This window comes from Bradyrhizobium sp. SRL28 (genome assembly GCF_018596315.1).
GTDB lineage: Bacteria > Pseudomonadota > Alphaproteobacteria > Rhizobiales > Xanthobacteraceae > Bradyrhizobium.
In genome coordinates this window covers 1-2,152 of record NZ_JAHEAG010000134.1, presented here as the reverse complement: position 1 = coordinate 2,152, position 2,152 = coordinate 1, and the positions used below count along the sequence as shown (strand labels likewise).

Here is a 2,152-nt window from a genome sequence, read left to right as displayed (position 1 = left end):
ATGAATTAGAACGACGCGGTTCTGGCGTTGGATCTGAATGCACGGAACGCAGAACAGCGGCGCGTTCCTCCTACATCGTACGCCTGAGATTAGTAAGGAAGCTCGCTCAGGGGCAGCTCGAAAACGGACTCGCTGGCGCGTGCTGCTGTCCGAAAACAAACGGCCCAAGTCTGGAGGCTGCCAAGTTGTTTGCGAACGCCACATTCAGTCACAAAACGGTGCGCGATTCCTGTGGTCCGCACCTGATGCTGTGGACGGCTCCACGGGCACGAGAGTGCCAAGGAGTGGGCGCCGTTTTGAGGCTCCCACCATTCGGAGGTGCAGCCTATGTAATTAGTTTCGACGATCGGTCTGGAGATCGCGAAGTCGTCTTTCAAGTACACGGCGTTGATGCAGCTGGCCAAGTGGTCGTACGCCGGCAGTTGAGGCGCCGCCACCTGCTGGCGTTTTTCCAGAGTTCCACCCTATCCCGGATTCGCAATCGTTCGACCCGTTGGTCCCTCGCAAAGCATGTTTGCTTGTTCGAAGCACACTGGGAGGTAGCGCCATGGCTAACCTTCCGACCGCTTCATAGAACTCTTAACTAGAGCCCGCTGCCGCCGTGCCTGGTGGGTATCGAGGCTTACGCATCATCGCACCATTGGTCGCGCGAGCTGCAGGCGCTGGGGCATACGGTACGATTGATGCCTCCGGCCTATGTGAAGCCCTACGTCAAGCGGCAGAAGAACGACATTACTGCGAGGGAAGCAATTTACGAGGCGGCCACGAGGCCCAACATGCGGTTCGTACCGACCAAGGTCTCATGCTTCACCGGGCGCGCCATCTCTTCATCCGCCAGCAGACCGCCGTGATCAACTCAATCCGCGCCTGTCTGGCCGAGTTCGGGATTGTCGCTCCTGTCGGGCGCAGGGGTGTCGAGCAGCTGCTGGAAGTCGTCGCCAATTGAGCCGACGACCAGCTCCCCGAGGTAGCCCGAGCCTGCCTAGCGGCTCTCGGCGGTCAATTGCGCGCACTGAAGGCCCAAATCCTGGAGTTCGACCGACGCATCATCGCCAGGCATCGATCAAGTGTGACGAACAAACGGCTGGACGCGATCCCGGCGTCGGGCCGGCGCTGGCAACCGCTTTGGTAGCCAGCATTGCGGATCCCAAGGCCTTCCGATCGGGATGAGATTTCTCGGCTTGGATCGGGCTGGTACCGAAGCAGAACTCGAGCGGGGGCAAGGACAAGCTTGGCAATATCAGCAAACAAGGCGATCGCTGTTTGCGCAGCCTGTTCACGGCTGGTGCGCTCGCCGTCATCCGGTATACCAAGATCCATGGCACCGGGCATCGGCCTTGGCTCACCGGGCTGCTAGCGCGTCGATCGACGAAAGGTGCTGCGATTGCGCTCGCCAACAAGATTGCACGCATGGCGTTCCATGATGGCCAGGGTGAGCCCTACAAGGAACCGGTCGCGCTCGCGGCGTAAGGAACCGCGCGACATCCGGTGTGACGCAACGGTTGGGAGGGCGAACAGCACGTAATGCAGCGCCGGCCGATCCGGCGATCAGGACAACCCATATGGGCCATAGCATCTTCGAATGCGAGCTTTTGATCGGGACCTGATCCGCGCAGGGCATTATGGCCAGCGGTCGTGTGAACCGCGCAAACGGGCCGAACACATGGCGCTCCGACCAATGCAAAGTGAAGATTCCCGTTGGCAACCCGGAGCCGTCCACACATGGCCCAGGTCCTGCACCCGAGTGGCGCGTGCGGCAGAATGGGAGGCGCTTTTGAGTCTAGCAGTCTGCTGAAGAACCCCCCTCGCCACGGAGGGGGCTTGATGATTCACTTTATCATCTCGAATCGGTGGAGACGATCATGCGCGGCAGGTTTACCGATCAGGGAGGTTTGTTTTCGTACATCGCGCCGGATAAGCGGGTGCCAGCGAACCATCCGCTGCGGAAGGTCCGGGAACTTGTCCGGGATGTTTTGAGCGATTTGAACCGCAGCCTTGGGCGGCTCTACGCCAGCGAGGGACGTCCTTCGATCCCGCCGGAGCAATTGCTGAGCGCCTTGCTGCTGCAGGTGTTCTACGGCATCCGCTCGGAACGCCAGTTGATGGAGCAACTGGACTACAATCTTTTGTACCGCTGGTTCGTGGGACTGTC

Annotated in this window: 3 protein-coding genes and 1 pseudogene; all 4 read left to right on the top strand. The window is 60.2% G+C overall.

Translation table 11 applies throughout. From position 1 onward, the window contains the following. Window positions 1-345: 345 nt before the first annotated feature. Window positions 346-452: pseudogene (locus tag KIP88_RS47725) on the top strand (IS110 family transposase); the annotation flags it as partial. Window positions 453-802: 350 nt separating this feature from the next. After that, entirely contained in the window at window positions 803-946 is a 144-nt protein-coding gene (locus tag KIP88_RS45590) for a hypothetical protein (RefSeq protein ID WP_214494591.1), read from the top strand. Window positions 947-1,185: 239 nt separating this feature from the next. After that, window positions 1,186-1,470: a transposase gene (locus tag KIP88_RS45585; protein ID WP_214494592.1), complete on the top strand. Its 285-nt coding sequence runs from the start codon at window positions 1,186-1,188 to the stop codon at window positions 1,468-1,470. A gap of 392 nt (window positions 1,471-1,862) precedes the next feature. Continuing rightward, window positions 1,863-2,152: transposase (locus KIP88_RS45580; protein WP_214494590.1), on the top strand; the 290-nt coding region annotated here is incomplete at its 3' end.